Source organism: Streptomyces sp. L-9-10, assembly GCF_004151105.1.
Taxonomy (GTDB): Bacteria; Actinomycetota; Actinomycetes; order Streptomycetales; family Streptomycetaceae; genus Streptomyces.
In genome coordinates this window covers 100,003-116,980 of record NZ_PHRF01000028.1, presented here as the reverse complement: position 1 = coordinate 116,980, position 16,978 = coordinate 100,003, and the positions used below count along the sequence as shown (strand labels likewise).

Here is a 16,978-nt window from a genome sequence, read left to right as displayed (position 1 = left end):
TCTGCCGGGCATGACTGGTGAAAGTGATCTGCGGAAACTTCTGAGCGGCATGCGCCCGCAACTCAACCCGGGCCGCTACGTGTTCACCACCGTCGACGGTGGTGGTGCTCCTGCCGGTGTTCCCGCCGGTGTCACCCCCGTGGTCACGGTCGCCGAGCAGGAGGGCCTCACGCTGGTGGTACGGCTGGAGGACGCCGATACGGCCGGGCTGCCGTACGACTACGTGGCCGGCTGGATCACCTTGCGCGTCCACTCCGCCCTGGAGGCGGTCGGCCTCACCGCCGCCGTCGCCCGGGAACTCGCCGATACCGGCCTGAGCTGCAACGTGGTCGCCGGTTTCCATCACGACCACCTCTTCGTACCGTACGAACGTGCCGCCGAGGCGGTCGCCGCGCTGGAGGCCCTCGCGCACCGGGCCCCCTGACGCGGCGCGCCCCGCGCCGTTCAACTCCCCTGCGGTTCGGCCGGCGTCGGGGCCACCTCGTCACTTCTGTTCCAGGTCAGGCTCACGGAGAAGTTCGCGGCCGTCGCCGTACTGGCGATGACGACATCGGCCTCGGCCGACAGCGACACACCGAACTCCAGCGTGATCTCGTCCGGCGCGTTCGCCATCCCCCGCAACCGTCCCACGAAGCTCTCCGCCAAAGGCCGTACGGTGTCCAGCATCTGGCCGAACGTCCGCTCGGCCCGCGCCACGGAGCGGCTGCCGCGCCCGACTCGGACGAGGGCTTCGTCCACTTCACGGATCTGCACCCGAATCGTCTCGTCGCTGCCGTCGCCCAGGGGCACTTCGACGGTGTGAACGGCGTGTTCGCTCATGGCATCCTCCAACAGACGGGAGTGGGAGATCCTAACGAATCCGGTCGGACGGTCGCCGTGTCACCCGCGCGGGGTTTCCGGGGCTGCCGCTTCGAGGTCGGCGATGCTGCCCGACATGATCGTGCGCACATGCTCGGTGATGTGTTCCGCCGGCCAGTCCCACCAGGCCACTGACAGCAGCCGGGCCACATCCTCGTCGCTGTAGCGGGTACGGATGAGCCGGGCCGGGTTTCCGCCGACGATCCCGTAGTCGGGCACGTCCGTGGTGACCACGGCACCGGAGCCGATGATGGCGCCGTGGCCGATCCGTACGCCGGGCATCACCGTCGTGCGGTAACCGAACCAGACGTCGTTCCCGACGACGGTGTCACCGCGTCCCGGCAGGCCGGTGAGCAGATCGAAGTGTTCGGCCCACGAGCCGCCCATGGTGGGGAAGGGGAAGGTCGACGGGCCGTCCATGCGGTGGTTGGCACCGTTCATGATGAACCGGACGCCCGTGCCCAGCGCACAGAACTTGCCGATGACCAGCTTCTCCGGGCCGTAGTGGTACAGCACGTTGTGTGTCTCGAACGCAGTCGGGTCGTCCGGGTCGTCGTAGTAGGAGTACTCCCCGACCTCGATCAGCGGCGACTTCACCAGCGGTCGGAGCAGCACCACTCGTGGCTGATCGGGCATCGGGTGGAGGACGGTCGCGTCGGCGGGCAGAGGCATGGCGAACATTTCCTTGTGGGGTGCGTATCGGTATCGACGGGGATCGTGTGTTCGGTCCGGTGCCATGATCACACCATGCCGACCGGCGCCCGCGCTGAGGATCGGCATCACCGACGGGGAATCGGTACGGACGGTGTCCTGCCGGTCCTGGGTACGGGATCCGGGGTCGAAAATCCCATGGCCGTGCATCCGAGGGCGGGTTAGGGTTCCCGGCATGTACTTCCATCAGATCTACGGCTGACACCGGGCGGGGCTGAGCCCCCGCTCCCGTCGCGCATACCTGTGTGTGCCACCACAACCGCCTTCGTGCGGGGAGCGTGGCGCACCGGTTCGCCGTGTCCTTCCGCCGTAGACCTGAAGGTGAGAGTGATCGTCCATGTCCCGTCGCCGTGCCCATTTCGCGATGATCGGCATCCCCGTCGTCAGTCATGTGCTGCCGAGCCTGGAGATCATCCGCGAGCTGGTGGCCCGCGGCCATCGGGTGACGTACGCCAACGACCCCGCGGTGGCCGGCCTGATCGCGGCCACCGGCGCCGAGTTCGTCCCCTGCGGCTCCGTACTGCCGGTGGCCGACAACAACTGGCCCGACGACCCCATCGCCGCGATGAGTCTGTTCCTCGATGACGCGGTTCAGGCGCTGCCGCGGCTGCGCGCCGCCTACGGCCACGACCCCGCGGACCTCTACCTGTACGACATCGGCGCCTACGCCGCGCGCGCCCTCGCCGAGGCGCGGAACCGGCCCCTCATGCAGCTGTCGCCGGCCTTCGTGGCGTGGCAGGGCTACGACCAGGAGGTCGCGGCGCACCTGTGGCGGCTGCCGGGCGCCGACGCGTACCGGGCGAGGTTCGCGCGGTGGCTCGACGGGTGCGGGGCGTCCACCACCGACATGGACGTCTTCTCCGGCCGTCCCGCGCGGACCCTGGCTCTGATCCCCCGGGCGATGCAACCGCACGCGGACCAGGTCGACACGGACACGGTGACGTTCGTCGGTCCCTGTCACGGCGCGCGGGCGGACGACGGCGGCTGGACGCGTCCGGCGGACGCGGAGAACGTGCTGCTGATCTCGCTGGGCTCGGCGTACACCCGCCGGCCGGAGTTCTACCGCCAGTGCCTGGCGGCCTACGGCGACCTGCCCGGCTGGCATGTCGTCCTCCAGATCGGGAAGTACACCGATCCGCGAGACCTCGGCGACATCCCGCCCAACGTCGAAGTGCACTCCTGGGTACCTCAATTGGCGATCCTGGAACAGGCAGACGCGTTCGTCACCCACGCGGGGATGGGCGGCAGCGGGGAGGGGCTGCTCACCGGCGTTCCGATGATCGCCGTGCCCCAGGGCGCCGAGCAGTTCGCCAACGCCGACCGGCTCGTCGAACTGGGCGTGGCCCGCCGCGTCGACACCGCGGACGCCACGGCCGAGACCCTGCTGGCCGCTCTGCGCGAACTCGTCGCCGACCCGGAGGTCGGCCACCGTTCGGCGCTGCTCCGTGCCGAAGCGCGGGCCGAGGGCGGCACCTCACGGGCCGCCGACCTCATCGAGGAGGCGCTGGGCTGATCCGCGTCCGGTTCACGCCCCGTCGCGCGGGCCCACGGTTCCCGGCGACCGCCCGGCGGCCTCATGTACAGGGCGGCCGGTAGGGGACGCCCGGCAGGTAACGGTCCCAGACCGCCCGGGTGATCGTGGGGTGAGCGGCGGCGCAGGCGCGTGCGAGGAGAGGACGGAAGTCGACCGGCAGAACGCGGATCACACCGTCGTACGCTCCGGACACCACGGCCCGGCCGTACGGATCGAAGCGCAGCGCGCCGAGGGCCGTGGTGTAGCCCGTGAGGGTGGCGCGGGCGGCGGGCCGCCGTGGATCGGTGACGTCCCACAGCCGGAGGGTCCGGTCATCGCTCCCGGTGGCGAGGGCGCGGCCGTCAGGACTGAACGCGACCTCGCCCACGACATCGCTGTGGCCGGTGAGCGCGGACAGTTCCCGGGGATGTCCGCGGTCCGCGATGTCCCACAGCCGGACCGCGGAGTCCCCGCCCCCGGCGGTGGCCAGGACATCGCCGCGCGGGCTGAAGGCCACCGACAGGGCGGTGATGCGGTGCGCGCGCCATCGCGACAGTGGCGTGGGCCGTCCCGGACCGCCCGTGTCCCACAGCTGCACGGTCTCGTCGTCGTCGGCCGTGGCCAGCGTGCGCCCGTCGGGACTGAAGGCCACGGAGCGGATCGTGTCCAGGTGCCCGCCCAGCGTGGCCCGGCTCGTGGGGTGTTCCGGGTCGCCGGTGTCCCAGAGGCGCACCGTCCGGTCACCGCCGGAGCTGGCGAGGGTACGGCCGTCTGGGCTGAAGGCCAGGGAGCGTACCGCGCCGGTGTGTCCGTCGAGCGTGGCCAGCGGCACCGGCCGCCTCCGGGCGGACACGTCCCACAGCCGGACTTTCCGGTCGTCCCCGGCGGTCGCCAGGACCTTCCCGTCCCGCCGCATCGCGACGGAGCGGACGAGGGTCCCGCCGTCGCCGAGGGTGGCCAGTTGGACAGGTCTCCGGGGATCGCCGATGTCCCAGAGCCGTACGGTACGGTCGCCCCCGGCCGTGGCCAGGAACCTCCCGTCCGGGCCGATCGCCAGCGAGACCAGCTCGCCGGAGTGGCCCACCCAGGACGGCATGAGTGTGCTGACCAGGCTGTCGCGCGTGTGTCTTGTGGGGGCCAGCCGGTGCGCGGCCAGGGCGATCTGCACGGCCAGGGCGGGATTCCCGTGCAGGAGTTCGGTGGCTCCCTCCGCCGCGTTCGCGGCGATCGCGCTGTTGCGCTGCCGGGTGACCTCCTCGTTGGCGCGGACGGCGTAGACGGAGGTGGCCGTCGTCAGGGTCAGCAGTACGGCGAGCAGGGTGACCAGGAGCCGCAGCCGCCGGGCCCGGCGCAGGGCGGTGGTGGTCTCGGCGGCCTCCGCGGCCAGGCTGGCGTCCAGGAACGCGCGCTCCCTTACGGTGAGCCCGCTGTCGCCGTCGCGGGCCAGTTTCCCCGCCATGGCGAGACGCGTGCCTCGGTAGAGCGCGCCGGGATCGCGGTGGAGGGACTCCCACGTCCCGGCGGCCTCGGTGAGCTGCCGGTGGGCGCGCAGGCGTTCCCGGTCCTGGGTCAGCCAGCGGCGCAGCCGGGGCCAGCCGCGGATCAGCGCCTCGTGCGTGACTTCCAGACGCCCGCTGTCGAGGGTGATCAGACGTACGGCCACGGCCCGGTCCAGTACCGCCGCGGTGTCCTCGTCAGGGTCCAGTTCCCCGCGCGTGATGCGGCGCTTGGTGTCTTCCGTGCCTTCGCCGAGGGCGGTCAGGCGCAGGAAGAGGTGACGGGCGACCGCCTGCCGTCCGGGGTCGAGTGCGGCGTAGAACGCCTCCGCCGTCTGTGCGAGCGAGCCTTCGATGCCGCCGGCCGCCTGGAACCCGGTCAGTGTCAGTACATTGCCCCGCCGGCGGCGCCAGGTCTCCAGCAGGGCGTGCGACAGCAGGGGCAGGACCGCCACCTCCCCCTGGGCCTGCGCCGTCAGGGCGGTGAGCAGCGGACCCTCCACCCGGCATCCCGCCTGGCCGGCGGGGCGCACGATGGCGCGGTGCAACTCGTCGGCGCTCATGGGGCCCACGGTGATCTGCGCGTCGCGCAGCGCCGCCGCCAGTTCCGCGTGCTCCGCGCAGTGCGGATAGAAGTCGGTGCGTACCGCGATCACCACCCGGCAGCGGCTGCTGGGCGCCCGTGCCGCGGCGATGAGCGCCGTGATGAACCCGCTCCGCTCCTCCTGGCCGCGGCAGACGGTGAAGACCTCTTCGAACTGGTCCACCACCAGCACGACTTCACCGTCGTCCCCGCGCTGGAGGGCGATCTGACGTACCGTCCGGTGCAGATTGCCCGGGTCCGCGGTGAATTCTGTGTAGAGCCGGGCGGCGGTGGATCGCGCGGGATAGCCGAGCTGGATGGCGGTCTCCTCCAGGGGGTGCGGTCCCGGAGTGAGCGTGATCACCTGGCAGCGGTCGTTCCCGGCGCGTAACCGTGCCAGCAGGCCCGCGCCCAGCAGGGAGGACTTGCCCGACCCCGAGGCGCCGAAGACCGCCAGGAACCGCTGGGTGGCCAGTCGCGTCATCACCTCGCCGACCAGGGCCTCGCGGCCGAAGAACCACTTGGAGTCGTCGGGCCGGAAGGCCGCCAGGCCCACGTAGGGCGCTTCCGCGCGCTCCGCGGCCGCGGCTTCGTCCTCGTCCGCGGCGCTCTCCGCGGCGAGTTCGGCGGCGACGTCGTGCCAACGCCGCGCCCAGCGCGTCTCGTCCCCACCGCAGGCGCGGACGTAGGCCAGGGTCACCGCGAGAGTCGGCAGCCGCCGGCCCGCCGCGGCCCCGGAGAGCGTGGCGATGGAGTAGTGCGCGCGGGTCGACAGAATCCGGTAGGCCGGCTTCCCGGCCTCGTCGCGCAGCCGGCGGAGGTCCGCCGCGAACCGCAGAAGTGGCCCGTCCCCCGCCGCGAGCGGCGTCTCTCCCCGTGGCACGTGCCCACCCCCCTGTCGATCACCACGATTGTTCAGTATCCGTTTGTTCACCACCAGATCGCTGAAACCGAACAAGCTTCCGGCTGTTACACCTGCTCGGCGAGGCGGGCTCCACGCCTCCACCGACTCGTGATTCCGACTCGACGTTCCGACAGCGCTGGGGGTGCGCGTATGGATTTCCGTGTCTTGGGCCCGATCGAGGCGTGGCGGGACGGCTCCAGGATCAGACTGGGCGGTCCCAAGCAGCGGGCGGTGTTCGCCACCTTGCTGCTCCGTTCGAACCAGCTCGTGTCGACCGAGCATCTCACCGCGTCGCTGTGGGGGGAGGATCCGCCTCCGACGGGGTGCAACCGTCTCGCAACGTCGCGGGGAGTTGACTGAGTCCCCGGAAGTGCGGACCGACGACACCGACGACCGAGGGCGGCGGAGAGACGATGGACGAGCAGACTTCCCCCCGGGAACCGGGGAAGCCCGTGGAACCACGGGAGTCCCCCACATCTCCGAAACCTCCCGAGCCGCCGGAGCCGCGCGTCGAGGTGACCCCCGCGGCCGCCGAACTGATCCGGCGGCTGCGGGCGGACCACGGGCCGTTGATGTTCCACCAGTCGGGCGGCTGCTGCGACGGCAGCGCGCCGATGTGCTATCCGGACGGTGAGTTCCGTACCGGGAACTCCGACGTCCTGCTCCAGTCCCTGGAGATCGAGGGGGTCGCCGAGCCGGTGCCCTTCTGGATGTCGGTGAGCCAGTACGAGGTGTGGCGGCACACCCGGCTCATCGTCGACGTGGTGAAGGGACGCGGCAGCGGCTTCTCCCTGGAGGCGCCCGAGGGGGTGCGCTTCCTCATCAGGTCGCGGCTGGTGGGGACATAGGCCCGGGAAACGCGGGCGGGCCGGTCAGGGGCGGAGGCCGCTGACCACGCCTGCCGTGGTGGAAATCCCGTTCGCGATGGTCGGCGCCATGCTCGTGCCCGCGAGGAAGAACCCGAGCAGGACGCAGACCGTCGCGTGTGAGAACTTCAGTCCTCCATTGCGCAGGAAGACCACCGCGAGGATCACCAGAAGCAGAATCACTGAGATCGAAATAGCCATCGAGAACCTCCTCCGCCGCACCGGATCGCGGCTTTCGGCCGCCAGTGTGGCGGAGGAGGAGGCTGGGTAGGCCGACTGGCGTGTCCGCCGTACGGGTGGTTGCCCTCGGGGGCACCCGCGGTGACCTACGAGCGGTGCCGACGCAGGAAGCGTTCGAGGCCCGCAAGGTCATCCGAATTGAGGTGGTCGACCCCGGCTGCCAGCAACTCGGTCCAGACGGCGTCCCGCGCGGGCCCCGGCAGATCGGGCGTGCTCCAGAAACGCACCCGCTGGCCGTGCGCGTGCGCGGCGTCGACGACGCGTCGCAGCTCCGCGCGCTCGGCGGCGGGGAACGCGCCCACGCCCTGCCAGCTGAAGCTCTGGGTCCAATTCCCGCTGATGAGCGGGACGAACGAGGCCGGCGCCGCCGTCCCGAGGTCTTCGAGCCGCCCGTCGTAGAAGGCGTACCGTACGCGCTGCGCCTCCATCGGGGCACGGGCCGCGCGGTCGCCGGAGATGACGGGGGTGACCGCACCCGCGCGCACCGACCCGTTGGCGTAGCGGCTCAGCATCGAGCGGTAGCGGGTCAGTTGGCGGTGCAGCTCCGCGTAGGCGGCGACGCCGTCCGCCTTGATGTCGATGAGCAGCTGCACCGGCCGGTGGTAACCCTGGTGGACCGAGCCGTGGTTGGCCCGCACCCGTGCCAGGAGGGGATCGAGGTAGAGCCCGCGGAGGGTGCGCGCCGGGTCGAGTTCGGTGGCCTCGTGGGCGACCAGCAACTCGCCGTCGACCAGGAAGACATCGGCTTCCACGCTGGTGAAGCCGTGCGACAGGGCGTCGAGCAGCGGGCGGGGGTGCAGATAGTCGTTGTGGGCGTGAGCCTGGCGCAGCGGCCGGGGGCCGTCGTCGCCGCGCTCGGTCCGCGAGGCCGCCTGTGCGTACGCGGGTGCCGCGACGGCTCCCGCGAGCGCGGCGGCGAGCGTACTGACAGCTCTGCGGCGGGTGGTGAGGGCCATGATGCCTCCGGGGGGACGCGTTGGGGCGCGAGGGCGCGGTGGGGCGCGAGGGCGCTCGGTCGGGCTCGGGTGTCGGCTCGGCTGCGGGATCGGTCCTGGCGAGTATCCGCCCTGTCATGGCCCGGCCGATATCGTCCTACGCAGAGTTCGCCGACCCGCCATCCGCGCTTCAGCCGGTACCGGTGATCTCCGTCCAGCGGACCGTACGGTCGCACCAGTGCTCCAGCAGCACGCGGTCGTGGCCGACGGCGAGCAGGCCGGCGCCGTGCTCGCGCCGGTACTCCTCGACGACGGCGACCAGCGCGGCCGTGGTGGAGGCATCGAGCATCGCGGTCATCTCGTCGCAGACCAGCCAGCGCGGGCGCAGCACCAACGCACGGGCCAGACAGGCGCGTTGCAGCTGGCCGTCGCTGACCTCGTGCGGGCGGCGGCCCAGCAGTTCAGCGGTGAGTCCGACCGTGCGGGCCAACCCGCCGACGCGCGCGGCGAGATCCGCCCGGCGGCCGGTGGCGCGCAACGGCTCGGCGATCAATTCGCTGAGCCGCAGCCGGGGATCCGCCGAGAGCCGTGGCTGCTGGAAGACCACGCCGATCGCGGTCCGCTGCGCCCGCGGTGCCCGGTGGCGCCAGCCGGCCACACGTTGGCCGTCGACCGTGACCGTGCCCGCGTCGGGCCGGTGCAGCAGCGCCGCGACCCTGGCGAGGGTGGACTTGCCGCAGCCGCTGGGGCCGAGCAGTCCGAGCGACGCACCGGGCGCGAGGGTGAGTGAGGCGTTCCGGACGACGGGGGCGCGCCGCTCGTATCCGGCGGTGATGGAGCGGAGTTCAAGCACGGACGGTCTCCTCGGCGCTCTCGTCGGGTCTCTCGCGAGGTCTCTCGTCAGGTCTGCCGTCAGGTCTGGCCTCAGGCCGCGCGTCGGCGCTCGCCCCGGCGTGGTGGCAGGCGAGTCCGTCCGTGAAGTGGGGTGGTGTGGCGCAGAGATCGGTGGCGCGCTCACAGCGGGGCGCGAAGGCGCAGCCCGCGGGCAGTTCGCCCAGCTCAGGGGGCAGCCCGGGGATGGGGACGAACGCGCGCTCCGGCAGGGCGTTCAGCAGTCCGCGCGCATAGGGGTGACGCGGTCCCGGCTCCCCGAAGAACCGTCGCGCGTCGGCGAGTTCGACGATCCGTCCGGCGTACATCACGGCGACGCGGTCGGCGATCCGCTCGGCCGCGGCCAGATCATGGGTGATCATCAGCAGGGCGCGGCCCTCGTCGGCGTGCCGCCGCAGTTCGTCGGCCGTGCGGTCCACGAGATCCCGGTCGAGTCCGGTGGTCGGCTCGTCGGCCAGCAGCAGCGGGGCGTCACCGATCAGGGCGAGCGCGGTCGCGGCGCGCTGGGCGAGGCCGCCGGAGAGTTCGTGCGGATAGCGGTCGAGGTGGCCGGCGGGGAAGGCCGCGCGGTCGGCGGCGGCCTCGGCGGCCCGGTGGAGTTCCCGCCCGCGCGTGCCGGTCAGCTCCCTGACGGTCTCCTCCAGTTGGGCCCGTACCGTGCGCACGGGCGTGAGATGCGCCGCCGGGCTCTGCGGTACGAGGCCGACACGCCGTCCCCGTACCGTCCGTGCGAGCGTGCGCTCGTCGGCGGCGAGCAGGTCGATGCCATCGAGGACGGCGGAGCCGGTGGTCTGCGCGTTGCCGGGCAGGAGTCCGAGCAGGGCGGAGGCGAGGACGGACTTCCCGCAGCCGCTCTCACCGACGAGGGCGAGACACTCCCCCGCCGCGAGATCGAAGCCGGCGTCGGTGACGGCGGCGATGTGCCGGCCTCCGCGCATCCGGAAGCGGACGCCGAGCCCGCGTACGGAGAGCACGGGCGCAGTCGGCTCATCGGGCCCCGCGGGAGCGGCCGACCCGACGGACCCCACGGGCTCAATGGGCTCAACAGCCTTGACGGGAACGGTCGGCGGGACCGCCGGGGACGGCGTGTTCACAGCATCAGCTCCGATCGGCGGCGCGGATTGATCCGTTCCCGCCAGGCGCCCGCGAGACCCGCGAGGGCGAGGGTGGGGACGATCAGGAACAGCCCGGGGAAGAGCGTCGGCCACCAGTCGCCCGCCAGCAGCGAACCGCGTGCGGTCTGCACCAGATTGCCGAGGCTCGCCTGATGGCTGGGCAGCCCGAGCCCGAGGAACGAGAGCGCGGATTCGTGCCACATCGCGTGCGGCACCATCAGCACGGCGGCGAGTCCGGCCTGCGGCATGACGCCGGGCAGGAGATGGCGGCCGATGACGCGCCGCCGTGACGCGCCGCCCGAGATGGCCGCGTCGATATACGGACGCGCGCGCAGCGAGAGCACTTCCGAGCGGACGATACGGGCGGTGGAGAGCCAGTGGGTGAGTGCCACGGACACGATCACCGGCCAGACGCCGGGCCGGAACATGGCGACGATGAAGATGCCGAGCAGCAGATGCGGCACGGACGAGAAGGTGTCCACGAGCCGCATGACGATCCGGTCCGTCCAGCCGCCGAAGGCCGCCGCCGCCGCGCCGACCGCCGTACCGATCACGGTGGCGACGAGCGCCGCGACGAGTCCGACGAGCAGCGAGACGCGCAGTCCGTAGACGCAGCGCAGCAGCAGATCGCGGCCGACGTCGTCCGTGCCGAACGGGTGCGCCAAGGACGGCGCCTGGAGCTTTCTGGCCAGATCGACGGCCTGCTGGTCGAGGGGGACGAGCAGCGGGACGACGAGTACGGCGAGCGCCACGGCCGCCACGATGCCGGCGGAGACGCGGACGCGGACCGTGCGGGTCGAGCGGCGGGTACGCCCGTGCGAGCGCCAGACCGGCGTGCCCGTGTCCGGGGCAGTGGTGTCCGGGGCGGTGGTGTCGGGGCCGGTGGTGTCCGGGACGGTGCTGGTGTCAGCCATCGAAGCCCACTCTCGGGTCGGCGAGTCCGTAGAGCAGATCGGAGAGCAGGTTCCCGATCAGCACGGCGGCGGTGGCGAGCACCGTGAGCGCGGCGAGCAGCGCGAAGTCCACGGAGGTGGCCGCCTGCACGGTGGCGGCGGCGATTCCGGGCCAGCTGAAGACCGTCTCGACGAGCAGCGCGCCGGTGATGAGTTCGGGCACCCGGGACCCGATGAGGGTGAGCATCGGCAGCATGCCGGAGCGCAGGGCGTGGCCGAGCAGGACGGTGCGTTCGCTCAGCCCGCGGGCGCGGGCGCCGCGTACGGGGTCCTCGGCGAGCGCGTCCATGACCCCCTGGCGTACGTAGAGGAAGAACCAGGGCAGTTGGGAGATGCCCAGCACGGCCGCGGGCAGCACCAGATGCGACGCGACCTGCCCGAAGGTGACGGTGTCGCTGGCCGCGTCGGTGAGCCCGCCCGCCGGGAGCACGCCGAGCGTGACCGCGAAGAACCAGATGGCGAGAAGCCCGAGCCAGAAGGCGGGCGCGGCCTCCAGGATGTACGCGGCCGAGCCGGCGCAGCGGTCGAGCGGGCCGCCGGGCCTGCGCGCGGCGAGCACGCCGAGGGAGGTGCCGAGCAGGACGGCGACGGCGAAGGCGGTGACGGCGAGCAGCGTGGACCAGCCGATCCGCTCGCCGATCACGGCGGAGACGGGCGCGCGCAGTACGGAGGAGTCCCCGAGGTCGCCGGTGAGCGCGTGGGTCAGCCAGTTCCACCAGCGGTGGACGAGTGGCTGACCCACTCCGAGGTTGATCCGGAGCTGGTCGAGGTTCTCCTGCGAGGCGGTGAGGCCCGCGGCGCCCGCGTAGGCCTTCACGGGGTCGAAGGGCGAGGCCGCGGCGACGGCGAACACGCCGAAGGTCACCACGAGGAGGACCGGGGCGGCGAACAGCAGCCGCCGCCCCGCCATCCGCCCCATCGCCCCCCAGGGGAGGCGGCGGCTCATTTCTTCGGCGTCCAGTCCTCGATGTTCCACCAGGGGCCGGACGCGAGACCGTGGTCGTGCGGCTCGGTCTGCGTGGAGAGCCCGTCCCAGCGGTCGTTCACCACATAGAGGTGGTCGATATGGGTGAGGAAGGTGTACCCGGGGTTCTTCACCAGCTCGCGCTGGACGGTGTCGTACGCGGTCTTGCGCGCGGCCGGTTCACCGCTCTCGCGGCCCGCGTCGAGGGCCCGGTCGACGGCCGGGTTGTCGTACCACGCCATGTTGTTGAAGCCGTCGCCCGCGAGGGAGGACTTGAGCAGGGTGTACTGGTCGAAGTCCGGGTCGCCGGGCGAGCCGCCGCCGGCCAGGACCGCGTCCTGCCTCATCCGCGGTTCGATGACCTCCCAGGTGCCCGCCTGGGTCGTGATGTCGATGCCCGCCTTCTTGGCGTCGGAGGCGTAGGCGAGGGCGTGTTCCTGGCGGAGCTTGTCGCCGGTGAGGTACCAGAGCGGGAAGGCCGCGCGCACCCCGTCCTTGACGCGGACGCCGTCCTTGCCCGGCTTCCAGCCCGCCTCGTCCAGGATGCGCCGGGCCCCTTCGAGGTCGTAGCGGCGTTCGGTGCCCCGGGCGAACCATTCGCTGCCGGTGGGGACCGGGCCGTAGGCCGGCTTGCCCGCGCCTTCGAGGATCCGGTCGACCATGGTCTCGCGGTCGACGGCGATGTCGAGGGCCCTGCGGACCGCGGTGTCGCCGGTGACCTTGTGGTGGGTCGGCAGGGTGACGGTGCGGTAGTCGTAGGTCGTGGCGTCGTAGGTCTTGCGGCCGCTGTCCTCGGCGAACCCCTTGGCGAGGTTGGGCGGCAGGATCGCGCCGTCGAGTTCGCCGGCCCGCAGCCGGGTGGCGCGGACGTCGTCGTCCTTGATGATCGCCATGGTGAACCGCTTCACCTCGGGCGCGCCGCCCCAGTAGTCCGGGTTGGCCTTGAAGCTGATCTTCTCGCCCTTGGACCAGCCGGTGAGGAGATAGGGGCCGGTGCCGACGGGCTTCATGGTGAACGGGCCGGTGTTGACGTCCTGTTCGCCCGCGATGTGCGCGGGCACGATGGGCAGGACGGTCCGCCGGTCGAACGGCGCGTAGGGGTACTTCAGGGTGAAGACAACGGTGTGCTCGCCCCGGGCGGTGATGTCCTTGACGGCGTCCAGCTCGGTCCTCGACGCGTTGTTGGTCTTCTCGTCCAGGATGGTGCGGTAGGTGAAGACGACGTCCTTGGCGCCGAAGGGCTTGCCGTCGCTGAACTGCACGCCCTCGCGGAGCTGGTAGGTGTAGGTCAGACCGTCGTCGCTCACCGTCGGCAGGGCGGTGGCGAGCGCGGGCCTGAGCCGCATCTCGCCGTCGTAGGCGAGCAGCCCGTCGAAGATCTTGGAGTTGCCGTCCTTGCCGTAGCCGAGGAGCGGGCTCAGGCTGTCGGGTTCGTAGGCGATGCCGACGACCACCGAGTCCTTCGCCCCGCCACCCGTGCCCGAGCCGCCCGGGTTCGAGCAGGCCGCCGCGGTGAGGGCCAGTGCTCCGGCCAGCACCGCGGCGGCCGTGCCGCGTATCGATCGGGCCGTCATGCGTCCACCCCTATTGAAGATCATCTGTTATTGCGATCGAGTCGCAATTAAACAGCACGTAAAGGGGTGCTTGTCCAGACGCGGGCTACCGGGGTCCGGGCAGATCGACGAGCGCGGCCAGCGTCTCCAGGTGCGGACCCCGCGAACCGAAGGCGATCTCGTCGGACTTGGCGCGCTTGAGGTACAGATGCGCGGGGTGCTCCCAGGTCATCCCGATCCCGCCGTGCAGCTGGACGCACTCCTCGGCCGCGTGCACCGCGACCCGCCCGCAGTACGCCTGCGCGAGAGCCACGGCGAGCGGGGCATCCGGGCTGCCGGTGGCCAGCGCGTCGGCGGCGTTGCGGGCCGCCGCGCGGGCCGAGACGACCTCCAGCCACAGCTGCGCCATCCGGTGCTTGAGCGCCTGGAAGGACCCGATCGGCCGGTTGAACTGCGTGCGCTCGCGGGTGTGCCGGACGGTCTCCTCCAGACACCACTCGGCGATGCCGAGCTGCTCGGAGGCGAGCAGCCCCGCCCCGGCCAGCAGTCCGCGCCGTACGGCGGCCTGCGCCGCGGGCGCCCCGGCGATCCGGATCCCGGCGGCGGGGTCGACGGTGACCGCGGCGAGCGGCCGGGTCAGATCGAGCGGGGTGAGCGGTTCGACGGTCACCCCGGGCGAGGCCGTCTCGACCGCGTACAGCCCGTCGTGACGCACCACGAGCAGGACATCGGCGCGTACGGCGTCGGCGACCCCGCTCACCGTTCCCGCGCCGGCGGGGAGCGGTCCGTCCGGGGCGGTGGACAGCGGCACCGCGAGCACCGCGACCCGGTGGCCGTGGGCGAGCGCGGTGAGCAGGCCCGCGACGTCCGTGTTCTCGGTGCTCTCCCCGTCGCAGGCGAGCAGCGTCTCGGTCGCCACCACGGAGCTGGTGAGATACGGGGCGGCCGTGACGGCGCGGCCCAGCTCTTCCAGCACGACCGCGGCCTCGCGATGGCTCGCGCCCTGACCGCCGAGCTTCTCCGGGACGAGGAGCCCCGACGCGCCGATCCCGGCGGAGAGCGAGGTCCACAGCTCGGCATCGTACGGATCGCCCGCTTCGGCGCGGATGAGCGCCCCCGGTACATCGGCGCGGTCGGTGAGCAACGACCGTACGGCCGCGCGCAGATCGTCCTCGGTGTCCGAGTAGAGCAGATCGGGGGAAGCGTCGGTCATCGGGCCAGGTCCTTCCAGGCGACGTCCTTGTCGTTGCGCGGCTCCGAGGGCAGGCCGAGCACGCGCTCCGCGACGATGTTCAGCAGCACCTCGCTGGTCCCGCCTTCGATGGAGTTGCCCTTCGATCGCAGATAGCGGTAACCGGCGTCCCGTCCGGTGAAGTCGACCAGCTCCGGCCTGCGCATGGTCCAGTCGGAGTACAACAGGCCCTCCTCCCCGAGGAGTTCGACCTCCAGACCGCTGATCTCCTGGTTGAGCCGGGCGAAGGCGAGCTTCATCCCGCTTCCCTCGGGGCCCGGTTGCCCGGCGACGAGCTGCTGACGCAGCCGCTCCGCGGTCAGCCGCGCGACCTCCGCCTCCACCCAGAGGGTGAGCAGCCGCTGACGCAGTTCATGGGTGCGCAGCTCGGGCCGCTCGCGCCAGGTGCGGGCGACCGTGCCGATCATGCCGCCCTCGCGGGGCAGGCGGGCGCCGCCGATGGAGACGCGCTCGTTCATCAGGGTGGTCTGGGCGACTTTCCAGCCCTCGCCGATCCCGCCGAGACGGTGCGCGTCGGGGATGCGTACGTCGGTCAGGAAGACCTCGTTGAACTCGGCCTCGCCGGTGATCTGGCGCAGCGGCCGTACCTCGACACCGGGATCGGTCATATCGCAGAGGAAGTAGCTGATGCCCTGGTGCTTGGGCAGGTCAGGATCGGTACGGGCGATGAGAATGGCCCAGCGGGCGACATGGGCGCTGGAGGTCCACACCTTCTGCCCGTTGACGATCCAGTCGCCGGAGACGGAGTCGCCGTCGCGCACCGCGCGGGTCCCGAGCGCGGCCAGGTCGGAGCCGGCGCCCGGCTCGCTGAACAGCTGGCACCACACCTCCTCGCCGACCCACAGGGGCCGCAGGAAGCGTTCCTTCTGCTCCTGGGTGCCGTAGCGGAGGATGGTCGGCGCGGCCATGCCGAGACCGATGCCGATCCGGCGCGGGTCGTTGTCCGGGGCGCCCGCCGCGGCCAGCTCCGCGTCCACGACGGCCTGGAGGGAGCGCGGCGCGCCGATCCCGCCGAGCCCGGCCGGGTAGTGCACCCAGGCGAGTCCCGCGTCGAAGCGCGCCGTGAGGAAGTCGGTGCGGTCGGTGGTGGCCGGTGGCCGGCGGGCCAGCAACTCCCTGGTGAGGGAGCGCAGTTCGGCGGCGTCCGTCATCGGGCGCCCTCCGGGAGGACGACCACGCGTCCGGTGGTGATCCCGTCGGCGACCCGCTGGACCGCGTCGGCCGCGTCCTTCATGGGGACCCGCTCGCTGATGAGCGGCTTGATCGCGCCCCGGGCGGCGAGCGCGGTCAGCTCCTGGTGGCAACCGGCCACCGCCGCCGGGTCCTTGGTGTTGTAGAGGCCCCAGTGCAGGCCCAGGATCGAGTAGTTCTTCACCAGCGCGTGATTGAGGGCGGCGGTGGAGATCGCGCCGCTCGCGAAGCCCACGATCACGATGCGGCCCTCGAAGGCCACGCACTTGGTGGACTTGGCGAAGGCATCGCCGCCCACCGGGTCGTAGACGACATCCGCGCCCCTGCCGCCGGTGGCCTCCTTGACCGCGCCGACGAGGTCGTCCGTACGGCGGTCGATCACCAGGTCGCAGCCCAGCTCCCGGGCCACCCGGGCCTTGTCCTGGCCTCCGACGACACCGATGACGGTGGCCCCGGCCGCCTTCCCGAGCTGTACGGCCGCGCTGCCGACGCCACCGGCCGCCGCGTGCACGAGGAGGGTCTCCCCCGGCTGGAGCCGCGCCCGCCGGTGCAGTCCGAACCAGCCCGTCTGATAGCCGACGTGCAGGGCCGCCACCTCGGCGTCGTCCAGCGCCTCGGGCGCGGGCAGCAGCGCGGCGGCGTCGGCGACCACGTACTCCGCCAGTCCGCCGTGCGGCAGCGCCGGCGTGGCGATGACCCGGCGTCCGTCCTCCGTCTCGCCGCAGATCTCCACGCCCGGGGTGAAGGGCAGCGGCGGCGTGACCTGGTACTGCCCCCGGCATAGCAGGGCGTCCGGGAAGTTGATGTTGGCCGCCCGGACCAGCAGCGGGACCTGTCCCTCGCCGGGCACGGGACGCTCCACCTCTTCGAGCCGCATCACCTCGCCGGGCTCGCCGTTCCGGTGCACTCGCCATGCCTGCATTTCGGGGCCTCCACACACGATGGGCAGTACC

General features: G+C 72.1%; 16 protein-coding genes. 3 read left to right on the top strand and 13 right to left on the bottom strand.

The window, feature by feature from the left end; translation table 11 throughout:
* Window positions 1–10: 10 nt before the first annotated feature.
* Window positions 11–424, top strand: coding sequence for an ACT domain-containing protein (locus tag CU044_RS08580; protein ID WP_129767879.1), 414 nt, complete (start codon window positions 11–13; stop codon window positions 422–424).
* A gap of 20 nt (window positions 425–444) precedes the next feature.
* On the opposite strand, the gene CU044_RS08575 is transcribed toward CU044_RS08580, so the two are convergent.
* Window positions 445–819, bottom strand: coding sequence for a CU044_2847 family protein (locus CU044_RS08575; RefSeq protein ID WP_129767878.1), 375 nt, complete (start codon window positions 817–819; stop codon window positions 445–447).
* Window positions 820–879: 60 nt separating this feature from the next.
* The gene (locus CU044_RS08570; protein WP_129767877.1) at window positions 880–1,530 is read right to left on the bottom strand and encodes a CatB-related O-acetyltransferase; all 651 of its coding nucleotides are present in this window, start codon (window positions 1,528–1,530) and stop codon (window positions 880–882) included.
* Between the two features lie 376 nt (window positions 1,531–1,906).
* Between CU044_RS08570 and CU044_RS08565 the strand changes: the two genes are divergently transcribed.
* Window positions 1,907–3,082 (top strand): macrolide family glycosyltransferase, encoded by a 1,176-nt coding sequence (locus tag CU044_RS08565; RefSeq protein ID WP_129767876.1) that lies wholly within the window; start codon window positions 1,907–1,909, stop codon window positions 3,080–3,082.
* Window positions 3,083–3,143: 61 nt separating this feature from the next.
* Here the strand turns inward: CU044_RS08565 and CU044_RS08560 are convergent, their stop codons facing one another.
* A complete protein-coding gene (locus tag CU044_RS08560; RefSeq protein ID WP_240045435.1) occupies window positions 3,144–6,044 on the bottom strand; it encodes a WD40 repeat domain-containing protein in 2,901 nt (966 codons plus the stop codon).
* A gap of 473 nt (window positions 6,045–6,517) precedes the next feature.
* Here CU044_RS08560 and CU044_RS08555 point away from each other — a divergent pair, with 473 nt between their 5' ends.
* On the top strand, window positions 6,518–6,913 hold the full coding sequence (locus CU044_RS08555) for a DUF779 domain-containing protein (RefSeq protein ID WP_240045442.1): 396 nt from the start codon (window positions 6,518–6,520) through the stop codon (window positions 6,911–6,913).
* A gap of 24 nt (window positions 6,914–6,937) precedes the next feature.
* On the opposite strand, the gene CU044_RS08550 is transcribed toward CU044_RS08555, so the two are convergent.
* From CU044_RS08550 to CU044_RS08505, 10 genes are all read right to left on the bottom strand, one after another.
* On the bottom strand, window positions 6,938–7,132 hold the full coding sequence (locus CU044_RS08550) for a hypothetical protein (protein WP_129767873.1): 195 nt from the start codon (window positions 7,130–7,132) through the stop codon (window positions 6,938–6,940).
* 125 nt (window positions 7,133–7,257) lie between these two features.
* The gene (locus tag CU044_RS08545; RefSeq protein ID WP_129767872.1) at window positions 7,258–8,127 is read right to left on the bottom strand and encodes a phosphatidylinositol-specific phospholipase C/glycerophosphodiester phosphodiesterase family protein; all 870 of its coding nucleotides are present in this window, start codon (window positions 8,125–8,127) and stop codon (window positions 7,258–7,260) included.
* Between the two features lie 169 nt (window positions 8,128–8,296).
* Window positions 8,297–8,959 (bottom strand): ATP-binding cassette domain-containing protein, encoded by a 663-nt coding sequence (locus CU044_RS08540; protein ID WP_129767871.1) that lies wholly within the window; start codon window positions 8,957–8,959, stop codon window positions 8,297–8,299.
* Complete coding sequence (locus CU044_RS08535) at window positions 8,952–9,935, bottom strand: ABC transporter ATP-binding protein (RefSeq protein WP_129767903.1); 984 nt, start codon at window positions 9,933–9,935, stop codon at window positions 8,952–8,954. Before CU044_RS08535 ends, CU044_RS08540 begins: the two co-directional genes overlap by 8 nt.
* A 152-nt stretch (window positions 9,936–10,087) precedes the next feature.
* Complete coding sequence (locus tag CU044_RS08530; protein ID WP_129767870.1) at window positions 10,088–11,026, bottom strand: ABC transporter permease; 939 nt, start codon at window positions 11,024–11,026, stop codon at window positions 10,088–10,090.
* Window positions 11,019–12,011 (bottom strand): ABC transporter permease, encoded by a 993-nt coding sequence (locus tag CU044_RS08525; protein WP_129767869.1) that lies wholly within the window; start codon window positions 12,009–12,011, stop codon window positions 11,019–11,021. The genes CU044_RS08530 and CU044_RS08525 overlap by 8 nt, the downstream gene beginning before the upstream one ends.
* The gene (locus CU044_RS08520; RefSeq protein ID WP_129767868.1) at window positions 12,008–13,603 is read right to left on the bottom strand and encodes an ABC transporter substrate-binding protein; all 1,596 of its coding nucleotides are present in this window, start codon (window positions 13,601–13,603) and stop codon (window positions 12,008–12,010) included. Before CU044_RS08520 ends, CU044_RS08525 begins: the two co-directional genes overlap by 4 nt.
* Before the next feature lie 85 nt (window positions 13,604–13,688).
* The gene (locus CU044_RS08515) at window positions 13,689–14,795 is read right to left on the bottom strand and encodes an acyl-CoA dehydrogenase family protein (RefSeq protein WP_129767867.1); all 1,107 of its coding nucleotides are present in this window, start codon (window positions 14,793–14,795) and stop codon (window positions 13,689–13,691) included.
* Window positions 14,792–15,985: an acyl-CoA dehydrogenase family protein gene (locus CU044_RS08510; RefSeq protein ID WP_129767866.1), complete on the bottom strand. Its 1,194-nt coding sequence runs from the start codon at window positions 15,983–15,985 to the stop codon at window positions 14,792–14,794. Before CU044_RS08510 ends, CU044_RS08515 begins: the two co-directional genes overlap by 4 nt.
* Complete coding sequence (locus CU044_RS08505; protein ID WP_129767865.1) at window positions 15,982–16,947, bottom strand: NADPH:quinone oxidoreductase family protein; 966 nt, start codon at window positions 16,945–16,947, stop codon at window positions 15,982–15,984. The genes CU044_RS08510 and CU044_RS08505 overlap by 4 nt, the downstream gene beginning before the upstream one ends.
* Window positions 16,948–16,978 lie beyond the last annotated feature (31 nt).

Excerpts from the sequence above, each read along its gene's own strand:
- CU044_RS08580 (WP_129767879.1), top strand. The coding sequence starts at position 11 with ATGACTGGTGAAAGTGATCTGCGGAAACTTCTGAGCGGCATGCGCCCG.
- CU044_RS08575 (WP_129767878.1), bottom strand. The coding sequence starts at position 819 with ATGAGCGAACACGCCGTTCACACCGTCGAAGTGCCCCTGGGCGACGGC.
- CU044_RS08570 (WP_129767877.1), bottom strand. The coding sequence starts at position 1,530 with ATGCCTCTGCCCGCCGACGCGACCGTCCTCCACCCGATGCCCGATCAG.
- CU044_RS08565 (WP_129767876.1), top strand. The coding sequence starts at position 1,907 with ATGTCCCGTCGCCGTGCCCATTTCGCGATGATCGGCATCCCCGTCGTC.
- CU044_RS08550 (WP_129767873.1), bottom strand. The coding sequence starts at position 7,132 with ATGGCTATTTCGATCTCAGTGATTCTGCTTCTGGTGATCCTCGCGGTG.
- CU044_RS08545 (WP_129767872.1), bottom strand. The coding sequence starts at position 8,127 with ATGGCCCTCACCACCCGCCGCAGAGCTGTCAGTACGCTCGCCGCCGCG.
- CU044_RS08535 (WP_129767903.1), bottom strand. The coding sequence starts at position 9,935 with ATGCGCGGAGGCCGGCACATCGCCGCCGTCACCGACGCCGGCTTCGAT.
- CU044_RS08530 (WP_129767870.1), bottom strand. The coding sequence starts at position 11,026 with ATGGCTGACACCAGCACCGTCCCGGACACCACCGGCCCCGACACCACC.
- CU044_RS08525 (WP_129767869.1), bottom strand. The coding sequence starts at position 12,011 with ATGAGCCGCCGCCTCCCCTGGGGGGCGATGGGGCGGATGGCGGGGCGG.
- CU044_RS08520 (WP_129767868.1), bottom strand. The coding sequence starts at position 13,603 with ATGACGGCCCGATCGATACGCGGCACGGCCGCCGCGGTGCTGGCCGGA.
- CU044_RS08515 (WP_129767867.1), bottom strand. The coding sequence starts at position 14,795 with ATGACCGACGCTTCCCCCGATCTGCTCTACTCGGACACCGAGGACGAT.
- CU044_RS08510 (WP_129767866.1), bottom strand. The coding sequence starts at position 15,985 with ATGACGGACGCCGCCGAACTGCGCTCCCTCACCAGGGAGTTGCTGGCC.
- CU044_RS08505 (WP_129767865.1), bottom strand. The coding sequence starts at position 16,947 with ATGCAGGCATGGCGAGTGCACCGGAACGGCGAGCCCGGCGAGGTGATG.